The organism is Streptomyces sp. NPDC093018, assembly GCF_040684035.1.
Lineage (GTDB): Bacteria > Actinomycetota > Actinomycetes > Streptomycetales > Streptomycetaceae > Streptomyces > Streptomyces murinus.
This window is the reverse complement of record NZ_JBFBFF010000003.1, coordinates 517,631-535,531: the sequence shown is the minus strand read 5'-3', so window position 1 is coordinate 535,531 and position 17,901 is coordinate 517,631. Positions and strand designations below refer to the sequence as shown.

Annotated in this window: 16 protein-coding genes; 9 read left to right on the top strand and 7 right to left on the bottom strand. The window is 70.9% G+C overall.

Translation table 11 applies throughout. From position 1 onward, the window contains the following. Entirely contained in the window at positions 1 to 426 is a 426-nt protein-coding gene (locus AB0N90_RS09745) for a Rieske (2Fe-2S) protein (RefSeq protein WP_365194473.1), read from the bottom strand. 231 nt (positions 427 to 657) lie between these two features. Between AB0N90_RS09745 and AB0N90_RS09740 the strand changes: the two genes are divergently transcribed. Beyond that, positions 658 to 1,797 carry a LacI family DNA-binding transcriptional regulator gene (locus AB0N90_RS09740; protein WP_365194471.1) on the top strand — a complete coding sequence of 380 codons (1,140 nt, stop codon included), beginning with the start codon at positions 658 to 660 and terminating at the stop codon, positions 1,795 to 1,797. Further along, on the top strand, positions 1,794 to 2,705 hold the full coding sequence (locus AB0N90_RS09735; RefSeq protein WP_365194469.1) for a carbohydrate kinase: 912 nt from the start codon (positions 1,794 to 1,796) through the stop codon (positions 2,703 to 2,705). The genes AB0N90_RS09740 and AB0N90_RS09735 overlap by 4 nt, the downstream gene beginning before the upstream one ends. A gap of 117 nt (positions 2,706 to 2,822) precedes the next feature. On the opposite strand, the gene uvrA is transcribed toward AB0N90_RS09735, so the two are convergent. Next, a complete protein-coding gene (gene uvrA / locus AB0N90_RS09730) occupies positions 2,823 to 5,873 on the bottom strand; it encodes an excinuclease ABC subunit UvrA (RefSeq protein ID WP_365194466.1) in 3,051 nt (1,016 codons plus the stop codon). A gap of 224 nt (positions 5,874 to 6,097) precedes the next feature. On the opposite strand from uvrA, the gene AB0N90_RS09725 reads away from it, so the two are divergent. The 6 genes from AB0N90_RS09725 (at position 6,098) to AB0N90_RS09700 (ending at position 10,745) form a co-directional block, all read left to right on the top strand. Then, on the top strand, positions 6,098 to 6,784 hold the full coding sequence (locus AB0N90_RS09725; RefSeq protein ID WP_365194463.1) for a maleylpyruvate isomerase family mycothiol-dependent enzyme: 687 nt from the start codon (positions 6,098 to 6,100) through the stop codon (positions 6,782 to 6,784). Between the two features lie 197 nt (positions 6,785 to 6,981). Next, a complete protein-coding gene (locus AB0N90_RS09720) occupies positions 6,982 to 7,131 on the top strand; it encodes a hypothetical protein (RefSeq protein WP_365194460.1) in 150 nt (49 codons plus the stop codon). A 72-nt stretch (positions 7,132 to 7,203) separates the two neighbouring features. Next, a complete protein-coding gene (locus tag AB0N90_RS09715; protein WP_361670707.1) occupies positions 7,204 to 7,860 on the top strand; it encodes an MBL fold metallo-hydrolase in 657 nt (218 codons plus the stop codon). Between the two features lie 343 nt (positions 7,861 to 8,203). After that, entirely contained in the window at positions 8,204 to 9,088 is an 885-nt protein-coding gene (locus tag AB0N90_RS09710; RefSeq protein ID WP_361670710.1) for an ABC transporter substrate-binding protein, read from the top strand. Further along, on the top strand, positions 9,085 to 9,996 hold the full coding sequence (locus tag AB0N90_RS09705; protein ID WP_365194456.1) for an amino acid ABC transporter permease: 912 nt from the start codon (positions 9,085 to 9,087) through the stop codon (positions 9,994 to 9,996). Before AB0N90_RS09710 ends, AB0N90_RS09705 begins: the two co-directional genes overlap by 4 nt. Beyond that, positions 9,993 to 10,745, top strand: coding sequence for an amino acid ABC transporter ATP-binding protein (locus AB0N90_RS09700; protein WP_365194453.1), 753 nt, complete (start codon positions 9,993 to 9,995; stop codon positions 10,743 to 10,745). Before AB0N90_RS09705 ends, AB0N90_RS09700 begins: the two co-directional genes overlap by 4 nt. A gap of 29 nt (positions 10,746 to 10,774) precedes the next feature. On the opposite strand, the gene aroQ is transcribed toward AB0N90_RS09700, so the two are convergent. Continuing rightward, positions 10,775 to 11,248 carry a type II 3-dehydroquinate dehydratase gene (gene aroQ, locus AB0N90_RS09695; RefSeq protein ID WP_361670719.1) on the bottom strand — a complete coding sequence of 158 codons (474 nt, stop codon included), beginning with the start codon at positions 11,246 to 11,248 and terminating at the stop codon, positions 10,775 to 10,777. A 175-nt stretch (positions 11,249 to 11,423) separates the two neighbouring features. Between aroQ and AB0N90_RS09690 the strand changes: the two genes are divergently transcribed. Further along, positions 11,424 to 12,740 carry an MFS transporter gene (locus tag AB0N90_RS09690; protein ID WP_361670721.1) on the top strand — a complete coding sequence of 439 codons (1,317 nt, stop codon included), beginning with the start codon at positions 11,424 to 11,426 and terminating at the stop codon, positions 12,738 to 12,740. Here the strand turns inward: AB0N90_RS09690 and AB0N90_RS09685 are convergent. The 4 genes from AB0N90_RS09685 to AB0N90_RS09670 form a co-directional block, all read right to left on the bottom strand. Beyond that, the gene (locus tag AB0N90_RS09685; protein WP_365194449.1) at positions 12,730 to 13,830 is read right to left on the bottom strand and encodes an ionic transporter y4hA; all 1,101 of its coding nucleotides are present in this window, start codon (positions 13,828 to 13,830) and stop codon (positions 12,730 to 12,732) included. The genes AB0N90_RS09690 and AB0N90_RS09685 overlap by 11 nt on opposite strands. 192 nt (positions 13,831 to 14,022) lie before the next feature. Further along, the gene (locus tag AB0N90_RS09680; RefSeq protein WP_365194448.1) at positions 14,023 to 15,027 is read right to left on the bottom strand and encodes a TerC/Alx family metal homeostasis membrane protein; all 1,005 of its coding nucleotides are present in this window, start codon (positions 15,025 to 15,027) and stop codon (positions 14,023 to 14,025) included. A gap of 225 nt (positions 15,028 to 15,252) precedes the next feature. Further along, positions 15,253 to 17,136: a TerD family protein gene (locus AB0N90_RS09675; RefSeq protein WP_365194446.1), complete on the bottom strand. Its 1,884-nt coding sequence runs from the start codon at positions 17,134 to 17,136 to the stop codon at positions 15,253 to 15,255. 53 nt (positions 17,137 to 17,189) lie between these two features. Further along, positions 17,190 to 17,768 carry a TerD family protein gene (locus AB0N90_RS09670; RefSeq protein ID WP_361670731.1) on the bottom strand — a complete coding sequence of 193 codons (579 nt, stop codon included), beginning with the start codon at positions 17,766 to 17,768 and terminating at the stop codon, positions 17,190 to 17,192. Positions 17,769 to 17,901 lie beyond the last annotated feature (133 nt).

The following is a 17,901-nucleotide window of genomic DNA, read 5'->3' as shown; positions in this document are numbered from 1 at the left end:
TCAGGCGGCCGGACCGGCGACGATCCTGCCGTTCTGCGTCTTCACCGACAGCTCCGTCAGGGGCTCGGTGGCCGGGGACTGGACCACCTTGCCGGTCACGGCGTCGAACTCGCTGCCGTGGCAGGGGCAGATCAGAGTCGTGCCCTGAAGCCTGTTGATCGGACAGCCGGCGTGCGTGCAGACCGTGCTGTACGCCTTCAGCGTGCCGCTCTTGTCCCGGCTGACCACCACATTGTGGTCCTTGTAGAGCTTGGCGCCGCCCTTGGCGACGTCGCTCTCGGCGCCGAGGTCCACCGGCGCGGTCGGGGTGGCGGCCGATCCGCTGCCCCCCGGCCCGGAGCACGCGGCCAGGCCGAGCCCGGCGACCGGGACCACGGCGGCCCCTCGAAGGACGGTACGACGGCTCGCGGAAGGACGCGTAGGCATCTCGAACTCCACTGGTCAAGGGGTGTACACGGCGACGATACCGGGGCGGGAATCCGGCCCTGGGGCGGGGTGCGGTGCGCGACGGGAGAGGGCCGACAGCGTGCGGAAAGGCGTGTCCCGTACGGCGGGATCGAGCACGTAAACGCTTGCGCAAGCGTTTACGCGGGATCGGTCAATGGGGTACGTTCCCGGCCGAGCGCCCGTACGGCGGGCCGCGGGGAGGGGAGCACGATGGCCACCATGGCGGACGTCGCGCGGAGCGCCGGAGTCTCCGTGGCGACCGTCTCCCATGTCCTCAACGGCACCCGCCCGGTCTCCCCCGGCACCCGCCGGGCGGTCCTGAACGCCGTGGACGTCCTCGGCTACACCCCCAACACCCTGGCCCGCTCCTTGGTCACGGCCCGCACCCGCTCCATCGGGCTCGCGGTGTCGGCGATCAGCAATCCATACTTCACCGAGATCCTCCAGGGCGTCGAGGCCGCGGCCCTGGAGGCCGGTTACGGGCTGCTCCTGGCCGATCCGCACGACGACCCCGTGCAGGAGCGCAAGGTCGCGCAACTCCTCCATGAGCGCCGGGTTGACGGCATGATCGTCGCCGCGTCCGCGCAGCCGGGCGAGCTGGTCGACTACCTCGGCCGTCATGCCGTACCGACCGTGTTCCTGGACCGGCTGATCGACCCACCCGGATCCGGCGACGGGACGGCCACCGCCGCGGCCACGGGCGCCCCGTTCTTCGATCAGATCTGTGCGGAAGGTGCCGAGCCGACGGCCCGCCTCGTCGCCCATCTCGCCGGGCTGGGGCACCGCAGGGTCGGCCTGATCGCCGGGCTGCCGGGACTCAGCACGACCCGTGAGCGCGTCACGGGCTATCTGGACGGCCTGGCCGCCGCGGGCCTCGCGGGCGACGACCGTCTCCTGGTGTCCGGCAACTCCGAGTCCGCCGGTGCCGAGCACGCCACCACCGCCCTGCTCGCCCTCCCCGATCCGCCCACCGCGCTGGTCACCGCCAACAACGCGATGACCCTCGGCGCCCTGCGCGCCCTGCGCCGACACGGCCGGTCCGTGCCCGGCGGCATCGCCCTGTGCTGTTTCGACGACTTCCCCTGGGCCGACCTCTTCTCGCCCCGGCTCACCGCCATCGCCCAGCCCAGCAGGGAGCTGGGCGCCCGGGCCGTACGACTGCTGCTGGATCGCCTGGCCGAGCCGGACCGGCCGTCCCGGACCGTGCGGCTGCCCTGCGCGTTCGTCCACCGCACGTCCTGCGGCTGCCCGGAGGAACCCGGGCCGCCCGAGGCAGCCGCGCACCCCGCGTCGGCTGCCCTGTCCGAGATCCCGCCCGAGCCCCCGTCCGAGAAGGGAACCACCTCGTGATCGTCGTCGCCGGTGAGGCACTGATCGACCTGGTACCGCAGGGCCCCGGCGCCCTCGCGGCCCTGAGACCGGTGCCCGGCGGCGGCCCGTACAACACCGCCCTGGCTCTCGGCCGGCTCGGCTCCCCCACCGCCTTCTGTTCCCGGACGTCGTACGACGCCTTCGGCGAGGCCCTGCTCGACGGGCTGCGGCGGGCCGGGGTCGAGGTGGCGGGCGTCCAACGCGGGCCGGAGCCGACGACTCTCGCGGTGGCCACGATCGACGGCGGTGGCTCGGCCTCGTACTCCTTCCATGTCGACGGCACCGCCGACCGTCTCTTCACCGCGCCCCTCTCGCTCCCCGCGGAGACCCGCGCGGTGTCCTTCGGCACCCTGTCGCTCGTCCTGGAACCGGGGGCGAGCGCCTATGAGGAGCTGATGCGCCGGGCGGCCGGGCAGGGGCTGTTCACCGCGCTCGATCCGAACATCCGGGCGGGACTGATCCCGGACGCGGACGCCTACCGGGCGCGTTTCGCGGGCTGGCTGCCCTCGGTGACGCTCCTGAAGGTGTCCGCGGAGGACGCGGCATGGCTGGGTGGGACGCCGCGCGAGTGGCTGGCCGAGGGACCGTCGGCCGTGGTGGTGACCCGGGGCGGCGAGGGTCTGACCGTGTACACCCGGGACGGCGGGGAGTGCTCCGTGCCCGGTGAGAAGGTCGACGTCGTGGACACCATCGGTGCCGGTGACACGGTGAACGCGGCGCTGCTGCACGGTCTGTCCGCCCTGGACGCGCTGTCACGGGAGGCACTGGCCGCCCTCGGGACGGAGGGCTGGACGCGGCTGCTGCGCTTCGCGGCGCGGGCGGCGGCGATCACCTGTTCCCGGGCGGGGGCGGAGCCGCCCTACGCGGACGAGCTGGGTGACGTGTGAGCCGTCCGCTCTCTGTCTGCTCTTGTCAAGGAGCGGCCGCCGGTTCGTGCGGCTGATGGTGGAACGAACGGCGCCCCGCAGGGAGTTCCCGCGGGGCGCCGGTTTTCTGACCCGATGTCAGGCTTTGCTCGCCCGCGTCGTCTTCTTCGCGGGCGTCGCCTTCTTCGTGGCCGTCTTCTTCGCAGCCGTCTTCTTCGTGGCCGCTGCGGCCTTCTTGGTCGCCGTGTTGTTGGCCTTGGCCGTCACCGTCTTCTTGGCCGGTGTCCTGGCCGCGGCCGTCTTCCTGGTGGCGCGCGGCGCCTTCACGGGCTCCGCGTCGCTGACCCGGTCGGCGCCGAGGACCTCGCGCAGGAACTTGCCGGTGTGGCTGGCCGGGACCCCGGCGACCTCCTCGGGCGTGCCCTCGGCGACCACCAGGCCACCGCCGGCGCCGCCCTCCGGGCCCATGTCCACGAGCCAGTCGGCGGTCTTGATCACGTCCAGGTTGTGCTCGATGACGATGACCGTGTTGCCCTTGTCGACCAGGCCGCCGAGCACCTTCAGCAGCTTGCTGATGTCCTCGAAGTGCAGACCGGTGGTCGGCTCGTCCAGCACATAGACCGTGCGCCCGGTGGAGCGCTTCTGGAGTTCGCTGGCGAGCTTGACGCGCTGGGCCTCGCCGCCGGAGAGCGTGGTGGCGGACTGGCCGAGGCGGACGTAGCCGAGGCCGACGTCGTGCAGCGTCTTCAGGTGGCGGGAGATCGCCGGGACCGCCTCGAAGAAGTGCATGGCCTCCTCGATCGGCATGTTCAGCACCTCGGCGATGGACTTGCCCTTGTAGTGGACCTCCAGGGTCTCCCGGTTGTACCGGGCGCCGTGGCAGACCTCGCACGGGACGTAGACGTCCGGGAGGAAGTTCATCTCGATCTTGATGGTGCCGTCGCCCGCGCAGTTCTCGCAGCGGCCGCCCTTGACGTTGAAGGAGAAGCGCCCGGGCTGGTAGCCGCGGACCTTGGCCTCGGTGGTCTCGGCGAACAGGCGGCGGACGTGGTCGAAGACGCCGGTGTAGGTCGCCGGGTTGGACCGCGGGGTGCGGCCGATCGGCGACTGGTCGACATGGACGACCTTGTCCACCAGGTCGTCGCCCGCCACGCGCGTGTGGCGGCCGGGGACGGTGCGCGCGCCGTTCAGCTCGCGCGCCAGGTGGGTGTACAGGATGTCGTTGACCAGGGTGGACTTGCCGGATCCCGAGACGCCCGTGACGGCCGTGAACACACCCAGCGGGAAGGACACGTCGATGTCCTGGAGGTTGTTCTCACGGGCGCCGTGCACGGTGAGCCGGCGCGAGGGGTCGCGGGGGCGCCGGACGTCCGGGAGCGGGATGGCCTTGCGACCGGCGAGGTAGGCGCCGGTCTGCGACTCGGTGTTGGCGAGCAACTCCTTCAGGGAGCCGCTGTGCACCACCTTGCCGCCGTGCTCACCGGCGCCGGGACCGATGTCCACCACCCAGTCGGCGACCTTGATGGTGTCCTCGTCGTGCTCCACGACGATGAGCGTGTTGCCCATGTCGCGCAGCCGGACCAGGGTCTCGATCAGCCGGTGGTTGTCGCGCTGGTGCAGACCGATGGAGGGTTCGTCCAGCACGTACAGCACGCCGACCAGGCCGGAACCGATCTGGGTGGCCAGGCGGATGCGCTGGGCCTCGCCACCGGAGAGGGTGCCGGCCGCGCGGTTGAGCGAGAGGTAGTCCAGGCCGACGTCGACCAGGAAGCGCAGTCGCTCATTGACCTCCTTCAGCACGCGTTCGGCGATCTTCTTGTCGCGGGCACTGAGCTTCAGCTCGCCCAGGAACTCCGCGCAGTCACTGATGGACATCGCCGAGACCTCGGCGATCGACTTCCCCATGACGCTGACGGCGAGGACGATCGGCTTCAGGCGGGTGCCCTCGCAGGAGGGGCAGGGCACCTCGCGCATATAGCCCTCGAAGCGCTCGCGGCTGGCGTCGCTCTCGGCCTCGCTGTGCCGGCGCTTGACGAAGGGCACCGCGCCCTCGAAGGGCGTGGTGTAGACCCGCTCGCGGCCGTACCGGTTGCGGTAGCGCACCTCGATCTGGGTCTTGTGCCCGTACAGCAGGGCCTTCTTGGCGCGCTGCGGCAGGCCCGCGAACGGGATGTCCGTACGGAAGCCGAGCGCGTCCGCGAGGGCGCCGATCAGGCGGCCGAAGTAGTCCTTGGTGTGTCCGTGCGACCAGGGGTGGATGGCGCCTTCGTCCAGGGACTTGTCGGGGTCCGGGACGATCAGTTCGGCGTCGACCTCCATGCGGGTGCCGATGCCGGTGCACTCGGGGCACGCGCCGAAGGGCGAGTTGAAGGAGAAGGAGCGCGGCTCCAGCTCCTCGAAGGACAGGTCGTCGTACGGGCAGTAAAGGTGCTCCGAGTACATGCGCTCGCGCTCGGGGTCGTCCTCGGGGAGGTCCACGAAGTCGAGCACGACCATGCCGCCGGACAGACCGAGGGCGGTCTCCACGGAGTCGGTGAGGCGGCGCTTGGCGGAGTCCTTCACCGTGAGGCGGTCCACGACCACCTCGATGGTGTGCTTCTCCTGCTTCTTCAGGGTCGGCGGTTCGGACAGCTGGACGGTCTGGCCGTCCACACGCGCGCGGGAGTAGCCCTTGGTCTGGAGGTCGGAGAAGAGATCGACGAACTCGCCCTTGCGCTCGCGCACCAGCGGCGAGAGCACCTGGAAGCGGCTCCCCTCCGGCAGCTCCAGGACCTTGTCCACGATGGCCTGCGGCGACTGGCGCGAGATCGGGCGGCCGCACTCGGGGCAGTGCGGCTTGCCGATGCGCGCGAAGAGCAGCCGGAGGTAGTCGTAGACCTCGGTGATGGTGCCGACGGTCGATCGGGGGTTGCGCGAGGTCGACTTCTGGTCGATGGAGACGGCCGGGGACAGGCCCTCGATGAAGTCGACGTCCGGCTTGTCCATCTGTCCGAGGAACTGCCGTGCGTACGAGGAAAGCGACTCCACGTAGCGCCGCTGGCCCTCGGCGAAGATCGTGTCGAAGGCCAGGGAGGACTTGCCCGACCCGGACAGGCCCGTGAAGACGATGAGCGAGTCGCGAGGCAGGTCGAGCGAGACATTCTTCAGGTTGTGCTCGCGCGCGCCACGGACGATGAGACGGTCGGCCACGCCGGTCCGCACCTTTCTTGGGAGAAGTGACAGGGGCGAAGCCCCCGTGCCTCTTCACACTAGGGGGAGCCACTGACAACGCCGGTCGGATTGCTCGGTTGCATAACAACCCCCGGCCTTCCAGCATGCCCGACGCCGTCTTCGACCATATAGCACGCGCATTCGAATTACGGACGAGCTTCACCAGCTTCACCCGAACGTGTGGCGGGGCTAGGGTCGAGCCCATGATTGATCACGCTCATGACCTGGCATGTGTACGTGACGCGACCGAGCGGCTGCTCAACGCGGTCGCACAACTGGACAACGCCTCACTCGCCGAGTCGTCACGGCTTCCCGGCTGGAGCCGCGGCCATGTCCTCGCCCACCTCGCCCGCAACGCGGACGCGCTCGTGAACGTTCTCGAGGGCCGTCCCATGTACGCGAGCGCCGAGGCGCGGGACGCCGACATCGACAACGGCGCCGCGCGCCCCCTGGAGACCCAGCTCGCCGACCTGCGCGAGACCGCCGAGCGGTTCCGGGCGGCGGGGGACGCGCCCGCGGACTGGACGCGCACGGTGGAGCTGCGCAACGGGGTCACCGACGACGCGGCCCGGGTGCCGTTCCGCCGGTGGGGCGAGGTGGAGCTGCACCATGTGGACCTCGGGATCGGGTACGACCTGGAGGACCTCCCGGCCGAGTTCCTGGAGCGCGAGACCGACTTCCTGACCCGTCGCTTCTCCGGCAACCCCGACGTCCCCGCGACCCGTGTGACGGACGGCACGCACGAGTGGACCACGGGAAGGTCCGCGGACAAGCCCGAGGTCACCGTCACGGGCACCCCGGCCGACCTGTTGGGCTGGCTCGCCGGCCGCCGCGACGGCTCCGCCCTGACGACGGACAGCGAGGCCCTGCCGAAGCTCCCGCCGCTCTAGGTTTTGAACCCGCGGCACGGCAGAGCGGATACCGGCGCCGGACGAAGGCGCCGTACGAAAGATGCCGGGCGAGAAGGTGGGCGCTCCGGTTCGGAGGCGTGTGACGATCAAGGCGTGAGGACTGCCGATGCCGCGTTTCGCCGCCGCCTCCTGACAGAGGCGCCCGCCGTCGCCGCCGCGCCCGCGTCTCCGGCGAGATGACCCGCGGCCCCTCCCCGGGCCGGTGGTCCACGGCGGCCCAGTTCGAGGACGCCGGGTGGGGCCGGGCGCGGGAGCTGGCCCGGCGGGTGCTCGCGCGGGAGGGTGTCGACGCCTCCGTGCTGCCGGAAATCCGCGTCATCCGGTGAGGACGTTCGCGTTTCGGGCCGCTTGTGTCAGTGAGGCGTCGCCGCCGTCGCGAACGGCATAGGCTGATCACCATGACGTACACGGGCGAGGTCAGGGTCGGCGGGCCGGCGGATGTGCATGAGCTCAAGGACCTGATGATCACGAAGATCGCGGTCGGGCCGATGGACAACAACGCCTATCTGCTGCGCTGCCGGGCCACCGACGAGCAGCTCCTGATCGACGCCGCGAACGAGCCGCGGACGCTCCTGGGGATGATCGGTGACGACGGCATCGCGTCCGTCGTCACCACCCACCAGCACGGCGACCACTGGCAGGCGCTCGCCGAGGTCGTGGCCGCGACGGGCGCGCGCACGCACGCCGGCCGCGAGGACGCGCCCGGCATCCCGGTGGCCACCGACGTACTCGTGGACGACGGCGACGTCATCCGGGTGGGCCAGGTGCAGCTCACCGCGCGCCACCTCGTCGGGCACACGCCGGGCTCCATCGCGCTGGTCTACGACGACCCGCACGGCCATCCGCACGTCTTCACCGGCGACTGCCTTTTCCCGGGCGGCGTCGGCAACACGCGCAAGGACCCGAAGGCGTTCGCCAGTCTGATCCACGACGTGGAGACGAAGATCTTCGACGCGCTGCCGGACGAGACCTGGGTCTACCCGGGGCACGGCGACGACACCACGCTCGGTGCCGAGCGCCCGCATCTGCCGGAGTGGCACGCGCGCGGGTGGTGAACCCCGGCCGCCTGTAAGGGGCATGCCGTACGACCCGCACGTGCGCCCGGCGCGAATGCCGTTCCGCGCGCCCCGTGTGAACGCTTCGCACGCGCCCGGTGCACGCGCACACTCCCCCGAACCGGTGGCATGCGGTCAACTGGTCGCGGCCCCGCCCGGGATGACGGCTCCCGAGCGGCAGGGCCGCCGGTCCGCCCACCCTGCCCTGGGCCGGCGGCCCGGGCCGGAGCCCATGTACCGCCGCCCCGGCCCGCGTTCACACAGCCGCAACACCCGCTCCCACTATGCGGACAAAAATGGTCGTGACCTCGACAAACGCCGAGTTCACTGCCACTCTCCCGCCATGCACCTCGCCCCTCGCACAGTGCGCCGCGCGGTAGCGGCCGCCACCCTCGCCCTGCTCGCCACCGCCGTAGGCTGCGCCCCGCAGCCCGAGGCGAAGTCGTCGGCCACCGCGCCCGGTTCGGCCGCCGCGAGCTGCGCCAAGGGCAAGCAGGCCACCAAGACATCCGGGAAACTGACCATCGCGACGGACGAACCCGCCTACGAGCCGTGGTTCAAGGACGACAAGCCCGCCAACGGCAAGGGCTTCGAATCCGCGGTCGCCTACGCCGTGGCCAAGCAGCTCGGGTACGGCAAGGACAAGGTGGTCTGGCAGAGCGTGCCCTTCAACAAGGCGTTCGCGCCCGGCGTGAAGACCTTCGACTTCGACATCAACCAGGTTTCGATCAGCGCCGAACGCAAAAAGGCCGTCGACTTCTCCTCCGGCTACTACGACGTGCGCCAGGCCGTCATCGCGCTCAAGGGCGGCAAGGCCGCGAAGGCGAAGAGCATCGCGGACCTGCGCGGTCTCAAACTGGGCGCCCAGGTGGGCACGACCAGCCTCGACTACATCACCGACGTGGTGAAGCCGAAGCAGGGTCCCGCCGTCTACGCCAAGAACGACCAGGCCAAGTCCGCCCTGAAGAACGGTCAGGTCGACGCCGTCGTCACCGACCTGCCGACCGCGTTCTACATCACCTCGGCCGAGGTGACGAACGCCAGGATCGTCGGCCAGTTCGAGAACCAGGGCGGCACGCCCGAGCAGTTCGGCCTGGTGCTCGACAAGGGCAGCGCGCTGACCCCGTGCGTGAGCGGCGCCGTCGACGCCCTGCGCAAGGACGGCACGCTGGCGCGGCTCGACCAGCAGTGGCTGTCCGACGCAGTCGGCGCCCCGGTGCTCAAGTGACCTTCACCAAGGGCGAGTCGGCGCGGGAGGGGGCCGACGACGAGGACGACATGCCCGGCGACGACTACGTCCCCTCCGCGCGGCGGCTGGAGCGCGAGCGCCACAAGCGGGCACGGGCCCGCCGCGCGACGGCCGTCGCGGCGCTGTCCACCCTGGTCACCGCCGCCGTGCTCTACCTGGTCGTGGTCGACGCGCCCGGCTGGCCGCGCACCAAGGAGACGTTCTTCAGCGCCCAGTACGCGCGCGAGGCGCTCCCCAAGGTCCTCGAAGGGCTGTGGCTGAACGTCCGCCTGCTGCTGATCTGCGGTATCGCCGTCCTGGTCCTCGGCATGCTGATCGCGATCGCGCGCACCCTGCGCGGCCCGGTGTTCTTCCCGCTGCGGGTGCTGGCGGCGGCGTACACCGACTTCTTCCGCGGACTGCCGCTGATCATCAATCTGATGATCGTGGTGCTGGGCGTGCCGGCGCTGCGGCTCCAGGGCGTGACGGTCGATCCGGTACTGCTCGGCGGTACGGCGCTGACGCTGACGTACTCGGCGTACGTCGCCGAGGTGTTCCGGGCCGGCATCGAGTCGATCCATCCCTCCCAGCGCGCGGCGGCCCGCTCGCTGGGTCTGACCAACCGCCAGGCCCTGCGCTACGTGGTGCTGCCCCAGGCGGTGCGCCGGCAGGTGCCGCCGCTGCTCAACGACCTGGTGTCGCTCCAGAAGGACACCGGCCTGGTGTCGATCGGCGGCGCGGTGGACGCCGTACGGGCGGCCGACATCATCGTGGGCCGCAGCCTGAACTACACGCCGTACATCGTGGCGGGCCTCGTGTTCGTGGCGCTGACCATTCCGATGACCCGCTTCACGGACTGGGTGACGGCCCGCCTTGACCGGCGGCGGGAGCAGGGGGGATCCCTATGAGCGACGCGCCTGTGCTGCGCATGGAGTCGGTCCGCAAGACCTTCGGCGAGTCGGTGGTCCTGCGGGACGTGGACCTGGAGGTCGCCCCGCACACGGTGACCGCGCTGATCGGCGCCTCCGGGTCCGGGAAGTCGACGCTGCTGCGGTGCGCCAACCTCCTGGAGGAGATCGACGACGGCGCGATCTGGCTGGACGGCGAGGAGATCACCGATCCCCGGGCCGACCAGGACGCGGTGCGGCGCCGGATCGGCGTGGTCTTCCAGGCGTACAACCTCTTTCCGCACATGACCGTGCTGGACAACATCACGCTCGCTCCGCGCCGAGTGCACGGCGTCTCCCGCGCCGAGGCCGAGGAGCGGGCCAGAGGGCTGCTGGAGCGCCTCGGGCTGGCCGGCAAGGCGGACGCCTACCCGGACCGGCTCAGCGGCGGCCAGCAGCAGCGGGTGGCGATCGTACGGGCCCTCGCCGTGCGGCCCCGGCTGTTGCTGCTGGACGAGATCACGGCCGCGCTCGACCCCGAACTGGTGGGCGAGGTGCTGGAGGTGGTCCGGGGGCTGAAGGACGAGGGCATGACCATGGTGCTGGCCACCCATGAGATGGGCTTCGCGCGGGACGTCGCCGACCAGGTGTGCTTCCTGGACGGCGGGGTCGTCCTCGAACGTGGCACCGCCGAGCAGGTGTTCGGGGATCCGCAGCAGGAACGCACCCGGCGTTTCCTGCGGCGGATCGTCGAGGCGGGCCGCCTGTAGAACCGCCGCGGGCCCCGCGCGGCGCGGGGCTACGCGTCGGCCCGCGCCGCACCCAGGAGTGCCACGACACGCTCGACGCCGAACGCGTAGCCCTGCACGCCGCAGCCCGCGATCACGCCGTCGGCACGCAGGGAGACGTACGAGTGGTGCCGGAACGTCTCGCGCCGGTGGATGTTGGAGATGTGCACCTCGAGGACGGGCATGCCGTCGCAGGCGTTGAGCGCGTCCAGGATCGCCACCGAAGTGTGCGAGTAGGCGCCGGGGTTGATGACGATGCCGCAGTGGCCCAGGCGCGCCTCGTGGATCCAGTCGACCAGTTCGCCCTCGTGGTTGGACTGCCGGAAGTCGATCGTGCCACCGTGCGCGGCCGCCGCCTCGGCGCACAGCGCCTCGACGTCGGCCAGGGTCTCCCTGCCGTAGATCTCCGGCTGGCGCTGGCCCAGCAGGTTCAGGTTGGGCCCGTTGAGGATCATGATCGGGGCGTTGGCCAGGGTGCGGGGCACGGTTCCTCCGGTCGTTCAGGGCGGTGCGTCCGCGACCGCCGCTCGACCCCGGTCTATCACGGCTCCGGCGTGCGCTCCGGCCCCGTGCCCCACTCGCCCCGGGCGCGCGCTTCGGCCCCTCGGTCACCCCTGTACGCCCCCGTAACTCGTGATCACGGTGGGTAGTTGACGCACCATGCACGACGTACGCGCTGTCACCACAGCCTCTCTGCCGCGCCTGGCCGCCGCATCCCTCGCCGGTACCGCGGTCGAGTTCTACGACTTCTACGCCTACGGGACCGCGGCCGCGCTGGTCCTCGGGCCGCTGTTCTTCCCTTCCTTCTCACCGGCCACCGGGACGCTGGCCGCGTTCGCGACGTTCGGCGTGGGTTTCGTGGCCAGGCCGATGGGCTCGGTGCTGTTCGGGCACCTCGGGGACCGGCGCGGACGGCGGCCGGTGCTCATCGCCTCGCTGCTGCTCACCAGCGCCTCGACGATCGCGGTGGGCTGTGTGCCCTCGTACGCCTCGATCGGCGTGGCCGCGCCCGTGCTGCTCCTGCTGCTGCGGTTTCTGCAAGGGCTCGGCCTCGGCGGCGAGTGGGGCGGTGCCGTACTGCTCACCGTCGAGCACGCGCCGGCCGGACGGCGCGCCCTGTGGTCGAGCATTCCGCAGCTGGGGCCCGCGATCGGTTTCGTACTCGCCAACGGGGTGATGCTGGCGCTGTCCACCGGGCTCTCCGACGCGCAGTTCGCGCAGTGGGGCTGGCGGGTGCCGTTCTGGGCGGCCGCGGTGCCCGCGCTGGCGGGTCTGTGGCTGCGTTCGTCGCTCGCCGAGAGCCCCCGGTTCCTGGAGATCGACGACCACGCGCGCGTGCCCTTCATGGAGGTCGTACGGCACCACAGACGGCTGGTGCTGCTGGCCGCGGGGGCACTGTCCGCCGGGTACGCGGTGTTCTACGCGGTGACGACCTGGTCGCTGTCGTACGCCACGGAACGGCTCGATGTGAGCCGGAGCGTCATGCTGACCTGCGTCATGGCAGCGGTGCTCGTGCAGGCCCCGCTCATTCCCGCCGCGGCGCTGCTCGGCGACCGCTACGGGCGCCGGCCGCTGTGCGTGACCGGCTGCGCGGCCTGCGCGCTGTGGATGCTGCCCATGGTCTCGCTGCTGGCGACCGGCGAACCGCTGCTGATGTTCCTCGGGATGCTGGGCGCGCTGCTCGCCTTCGTCACCGTGTTCTCGGTGGTCTCCGCCTATCTGCCGGAGCTGTTCGACGCCCGGGTGCGCTGCACGGGCGCCGCGGTGGGCTACAACCTCGGCGGAGTGCTCGGCGGCGCGCTCACCCCGATCGTGGCCACGGCGCTCGCACAGGGCGGCGGGCGCGTCCCCTGGGGCGTGGGCGGCTATCTGACCGGCATGGCGCTGCTCAGCCTGGGATGCTTCGCGCTGCTGCCAGAGACGCACCCGGCGCCGGTACCGGCGGTGGAGACGGTGGCCGGCTCGGTCAGGGGTTGATCGCCAGCTCCAGGTAGGCGGCGAACAGCACCAGATGGACACCGCCCTGCAAGGGGGTCGCCCGGCCCGGCACCACGGTCAGGGAGGCGACCACCACCGTCAGGGCGAGCATCAGCATATGGACGGGATCGAGGCCGAGGACGAGCGGTCCCGGCAGCCAGAGGGAGGCCAGTGCCACGGCCGGGATGGTCAGTCCGATACTGGCCATCGCCGAGCCGAGCGCGAGGTTGAGGCTGGTCTGCACACGGTCCCGGCGCGCGGCCCGCAGCGCGGCGATGGTCTCCGGGAGCAGCACGAGCAGGGCGATGATCACACCGACGACGGCCTGGCGCAGACCGGCCGCCGCCACGCCCGCCTCGATGGCGGGTGACACGCCCTTGGCCAGGCCGACCACGCCGACCAGCGCCAGAGCGAGCAGACCCAGGCTGATCAGGGCCGTGTGCTTGGACGGGGGGCTGGCGTGGTCCTCGCTGTTGATGACCTCGCCCTGCCGGGTGATGGGCAGGAAGTAGTCCCGGTGCCGCACCGTCTGCGTGGTCACGAACAGGCCGTAGAGGATCAGTGACGACAGTGCGGCGAAGGTCAACTGGAGCGTGGAGAACTCCGGTCCCGGCTTGCTGGTGGTGAAGGTCGGCAGCACCAGGCTCAGCGTGGCGAGGGTCGCGACCGTCGCGAGCGCGGCGCCGGAGCCCTCGGGGTTGAAGACGGCGGTGCCGTGCCGCAGCGAGGCGACCAGCAGACAGATGCCGACGATGCCGTTGCAGGTGATCATCACGGCGGCGAAGACGGTGTCCCTGGCCAGGGTGGAGCTCTTGTCACCGCCGTCGGCCATCAGTGTGACGATCAGCGCGACCTCGATGACCGTGACGGCGACGGCCAGCACCAGGGAGCCGAGGGGTTCGCCGATGCGGTGGGCGATCACCTCGGCATGGTGCACCGCCGCGAGGACGGCCCCGGCGAGCACCACCGTCACCAGGGCGATGACCGGGCCCGGCATGGCACGGTGCCAGGTGAGGATCAGCAGGACGACCGCGAGCACCGGCACGGGGATCGTCCATCGCCGGGCGAGCGATCGCAGCCAAGTGATCATGCCGCGATCGTCGCAGAGTGCCACATGGTTCGCATTCTGTTCGTTCCGGATGCTTCCGTCCCTTCCCTGCGGCGCCCCGGGCCGGTTCGGGCCGGGCTCCGCGCGTCCGATCGTGTCCGAAGGAGGGTCCTCCGCAAGCGGCGGACCCTCCGTGGGCGGCGGCCCTTACGCGCCGCCGTGCGAGCCGTGGGGTCAGACGTCCACGGACGCCTTTTTCTCGGTGTCTTCGGAGTCGGCGCCCGCCGCGACGGCCGCCTGCTTCCTGGAGGCCATGAGGCTGGTGACCGTGGTGACGACCAGGACGGTGCAGATCACGCCGAGCGAGACCGGGATGCTGATCTCGGGCACCGGGACGCCCGACTCGTGCAGGGCGTGCAGCACCAGCTTCACGCCGATGAAGCCGAGGATGACCGACAGGCCGTACGAGAGGTGGACCAGCTTCTTCAGCAGGCCGCCGAGGAGGAAGTACAGCTGACGCAGGCCCATCAGGGCGAAGGCGTTGGCGGTGAAGACGATGTACGGGTCCTGGGTCAGGCCGAAGATCGCGGGGATCGAGTCCAGGGCGAACAGGATGTCGGTCGTGCCGATGGCGAGCATCACGACCAGCATCGGGGTCATGATCCGCTTGCCGTTCTGCCGGATCCACAGCTTGGTGCCGTGGTACCGGTCGGCCACGCCGAACCTGCGTTCCGCGGCCTTCAGCAGCCGGTTCTCCTCGAACTCCTCCTCGCCCTCGTCGTCGGCGCGGGCCTCCTGGACGAGCTTCCAGGCGGTCCATATCAGGAAGGCGCCGAAGAGGTAGAACACCCAGGAGAAACTGGTGACGATCGCGGCTCCGGCGGCGATGAACACCGCTCGCAGCACCAGGGCTATGAGAACGCCGATGAGCAGGACGCGCCGTTGGTAGAGCGCGGGGACCGCGAACTTCGTCATGATCAGGACGAAGATGAAGAGGTTGTCGACGCTCAGCGACTTCTCGGTGATGAAGCCCGCGAAGAACTCGCCGGCCGGCTGTCCGCCACCGAAGAGGAACAGTCCGAGGCCGAAGAGGCCGGCCAGGACGATCCAGACGACCGTCCAGATGCCGGCTTCTTTGATCGACACCTCATGGGGCTTGCGCCCTATGAGGAAATCGATTCCGATCAGGGCGGCCAGGCCCACGATGGTCAGGACCCACAGGGTCATGGAAACTTCCACGGCAACCTCCGGCATTTCGAGATGGCAAGCACATATGCGTTGTCACTGCCGGAGGTCTCTTCCACCCGCACGGGGGCCGACGCCCCGGGACCGGAACCGGTCCGTATTGACGGGTGCGCCGCAGTCAGGGAGTACTCCCCTCCGCTTGGAAGACAGTACCCCAATCACCAAGCATTGGTAAAGTAAAAAGCAAAGAAAAGTTCAAAGCCCCAGGTCAAGGTGGCTTTACTTGTTCTTGATCAAGGCGGCGGCGACCTCGCCCAGCACCTGTTCCACGATCCGGCTGCCGACCGGCACGAGCGCGGGCTCGTAGGTCCAGGCATGACCCACCCAGGGGTCGGCGAGGTGCTCGTCGGGGACCGGGGTGAGGCGCATCAGCGAGCGCCACAGCGGGTCCAGCAGGGGGCCGTAGGCGGCGGCGTCCGCACGGTCCGCCACCAGCACCAGGTGCACACCGACCGCCGGGCCCTCGTCCGCGAGGTAGCGCAGCCGTGTGATGGCCCGGTCGTCGAAGCCGTGCGGGAAGTCGTTGACGATCAGCAGCTGCCGCGCGGTGTCCACATCGTCCGGAAGTGACCCGGCCGCGCCGCCCCGCACCGCCATCTGCACCAGGTCGACCCGCCGGGTGAGCCGTTCCAGCGCCTCCGTGACGCCCGCCGCCCCGGTCGCGGGCGGTGCCGCGAGGACTCCGGCGCCGGTCAGCGGCCACAGCGCGCGGGTCCCCGCACCGGCCGGGTCGATGATCCGCACGGCCAGCTCCCCCGCCGGATGCACAGCGAGCAGCCGGGCCGCGAGTGCCACCGCCGTCTCCAGGGCCGCCTGCCGCAGCGCGGCCACGTCCGCGAAGAATCCCTCGGGCATGGCCGTGGCGCCGCTGTCGATCCACAGACCCTGCTCCAGCGGCAGCCTGACCAGCAGCGGGATGCGCAACGGCAGACTCTCGGGCAGATGCAGATCGCCGAGCCTAAGCGCCATCGGCGGCTCGGTGGGCACGCGGTAGCCGTGCCAGACGGGGCTGTCCCAGCGGGCACAGGCGGGCGGGAGCGCCGGTTCGACCACCTCGGACTCCGCGATGAGCTGGGCGAGGTCGCGGTCGAGGACGGCGCGCGCCTGACCGGCCAGCTGGTCACGGCGGGTCCGGGCCGCCTCGCGCTCCGCCGCGTTCCCGTCGCCGAGGCGGGCGCGCGGGTCGGCGAGGGCCTGGTCGATCTCCTTCTCCATGCGGGAGTCAGCGAAGTCGAGGGCGCTGCGGTATGCGGCCGTGGTGCGCGTCAGGTCCTCGAACATGCCCCAGACCTGGTTGTACAGCCGCTCCTCCATCGACCAGCCCACGGCGTCGCCCGCGACCGGCGGGGCAGGTTGTCCTTCAGAGGCCGGGGAAACCGCGGGCGTGGGCGGCGGCGCGTTGTGCCGCGGTCGGCGGGGATGGGAGTAGTCGATCGGCCCGCCGAGGGTGGGCCCCTCCGCTGGGGCCGGGGTGTCGTACGGGTTGCGGCCCCCGTCGTCCGCGCGGTTCACGTCGTTCGCGCGATGCGTGTCGTGGTCGTACGCGGCCGTGGGGCCAGGGTTCGTGGTCGCTTGTACGGCGGCGGCGAGCGTGTCGGCCTCGGGCAGACCCTGGTCGGCGAGGAGGGCGGGGAGGCCGTCGGCGTAGCCCTGGCCCATCGCGCGGATCTTCCAGGCGCCCTGTCTGCGGTACAGCTCCAGGGCGATCAGGGCCGCCTCGGTGTCCAGGCCGCCGACGGTGTAGCGGGCGATCTCGGTGCCGTCGGGGCCGTGCACCGTGAGGTGCGGGGCGGGGACGGCGCCGAACCGGAGCGGGCCCGTGGTCCCAGTGGGCAGGGCGAGGAAGACACCGACCCGGTGGACGGCCTCGGGCACGGCCGACAGGTCCACGGCCAGGCGGTGTTCGGCGGCTGCCTGCCGGGGGACCTCGACCCCGGGGAGCATGGGGGCGCCGGCGTGGGCGACCCGCTGAGGGCCGTGCAGCGTGCCGTTCTCGTCGCCGAGCGTGGCCCCGGCCAGGACCGGGACCCCGGCCGAGATCCGGATCTCCAGCCGGACCTGGGGCAACGGATGATTCTGTCCCCGCACCAGCTCGACCGTCATCCCCGTCGCCCCCGTGTCGTGTTGTGGTGAAGCCCCGCCCGCCGGATCCGCGGCTACAGGTGCGGCAGGATCGCCGGCATCAGGTCCTGGAAGGTGCGCCCGTTGGCGGCGGTGCCGAGGGCGGTCATCGTCCAGCCCGCACCCGCACGGTGCACCTTGGCCATGATCTGGGCGGTGTACTCGCCGCCGCCGGCCAGCGTGTAGCGGGCGAGTTCCTGGCCGTTGGACTCGTCCACCAGACGGCAGAACGCGTTCTCCACCTCTTGGAAGGTCTGGCCGGTGAAGGAGTTCACGGTGAAGACGATCTGGTCGATGTGGACCGGGACGCGCTGGAGGTCCACGAGGATCGCCTCGTCGTCGCCGCCCTGGCCGACGCCGCCCACAAGGTTGTCGCCGGTGTGGCGCACCGATCCGTCGTCGCTCACCAGGTGCCGGAAGAAGACGACGTCGACCGGCTGCTTCTCGGCGAAGAGCACCGCGGAGGCGTCCAGGTCGATCTCCTTGGTGCGCGAGCCGAACAAACCGCGGCGCTTGGCCGCCTGCCAGCCCAGCCCCATACGGACCGCGGTGAGGGTGCCCCCGTCGTTCTTCTCCAGGCTGATGGCCTGACCCTTGCTCAAGTTGACGGACACGGCTGAATCCCCTCTCGAAGGTCCCCTGTTGCCGCAGACAGCGCGGCTGATCAGAACCCTACGCAGGGGCACCGACACCGCCGCACCCCGGTCCGCGCTTTGTGTCGGTGTTGCAACACTCGGCGCGTATGCC